Annotated in this window: 1 protein-coding gene and 2 pseudogenes; all 3 read right to left on the reverse strand. The window is 53.2% G+C overall.

From position 1 onward, the window contains the following. A pseudogene (locus AC3DOM_RS17670) lies at nucleotides 1-244 on the reverse strand (hypothetical protein); the annotation flags it as partial. Next, nucleotides 244-1,092 (reverse strand): orotidine-5'-phosphate decarboxylase, encoded by an 849-nt coding sequence (pyrF, locus tag AC3DOM_RS17675; RefSeq protein WP_487920358.1) that lies wholly within the window; start codon nucleotides 1,090-1,092, stop codon nucleotides 244-246. The pseudogene AC3DOM_RS17670 and the gene pyrF, both read right to left, overlap by 1 nt. Nucleotides 1,093-1,151: 59 nt before the next feature. After that, nucleotides 1,152-1,448: pseudogene (locus tag AC3DOM_RS17680) on the reverse strand (aspartate carbamoyltransferase); the annotation flags it as partial.

Below are 1,448 nucleotides of genomic sequence, written 5' to 3' on the forward strand. Positions count from 1 at the left end.
GGGAGGGGAGAAGAAGCAACTCCACACCTGCCGACAAGGTTTGCACCCAGCGCAATTTCGCCAGGGACGGAAGTAAATCGCGTATCAGGGAGGGGTAGCCCAGCACGATTTCGCACTGATTGGCAATTTTGGCTTTGACATCTGCATTTTTGAAAGCAAATATCTCAAGGTTTGGTAGCTTCGCAGCTTGGATCAAATTTTCGTATTGCTCCGCTCTATCGGAAAGTATGAGTAGTTTTGGCATCAGTATCCAATCTCTCGTTTGATATTGGCGATCTCATCCCGCAATTCAGCCGCGGCTCTCTTCGGGCTTTCAGCCCTTGCAATTGAGCGCGAGACGTTTATCAGCATGCCCTTGCCATCTTTACGGAGACCGGCCTTGAGCGCGGTCTCGAGGTCCCCGCCCTGTGCGCCGACGCCGGGTGCCAGGAACCATAGGTCTGGCGCGGCAGCCCGGACCTTGGCTAATGCCTCCGGTTGAGTCGCGCCGACAACGAGTCCGATATTATTGGCAGTATTCCAGGATTGGGCGAGGTGGGCAACGTGTTCGTATAATGCCCTCACCCTTTGTCCCTCTCCCTCAGGGAGAGGGGTTGGGGTGAGGGATAAGTCCTGGAAATCCTTCGCCCCTGGATTACTCGTCTTGCATAATAGAAATGCGCCTTTCTCAGGATAGCCTAAAAAGGGATCAATCGAATCTTTACCCAGATAAGGATTAAGCGTGATCGCATCCGCGCCGAGATGCTCAAAGGTGGATTTAGCGTAAGCCTCTGCTGTTGAGGCGATATCGCCGCGTTTGGCATCCAGGATGACGGGAATCATCGAGCCGAGCTTTTTTGATTCTTCGCCAATGGCTTCAATGAGCTGCTTGAGGGCCGTCCAGCCTTCGGCGCCGAAGAATTCGAAGAAGGCCGCGTTGGGTTTAAAGGCGGAGGCGTAGGTCGATGTCTCTCGGACAATCCGCAAGCTGAAATCAAGGGCGGCCTCGGCTGTGGGAGAGTCGAGGTCGGCAAGATGAGGATCGAGTCCGATGCAGAGCAGGGATGAGCAATCATCCACACGTCGTTCTAAAAATGAGAAGAAAGTTTCCATAATTTTGATGGGTAAAAAGTGAAACGTGAGCAAATGCTTCACGCATCACTCTTCACGATTCAGGCTTTTCCCAATACCATCGCCAGCAGCGCCATCCTGACATATAGTCCATATTCCATCTGAAGGAAATAGGCGGCGCGGGGATCGGTGTCGAAGTCGGGGCTGATCTCTCCAACGCGTGGCAGGGGGTGCATGACGATCATTTCCTGTTTGGCAGCTTTCATGATCTCGGGATTGACGACAAAGGAGCCAGCCACCTTCTCATAATCGGCGGGATTTTCGAAGCGTTCCTTTTGGACGCGGGTGACATAGAGCACGTCGGTTTCGGGGAGCACTTCCTCTAGGGTAGTGTACTC

The organism is Candidatus Desulfolinea nitratireducens, assembly GCF_982879505.1.

Excerpts from the sequence above, each read along its gene's own strand:
- pyrF (WP_487920358.1), bottom strand. The coding sequence starts at position 1,092 with ATGGAAACTTTCTTCTCATTTTTAGAACGACGTGTGGATGATTGCTCA.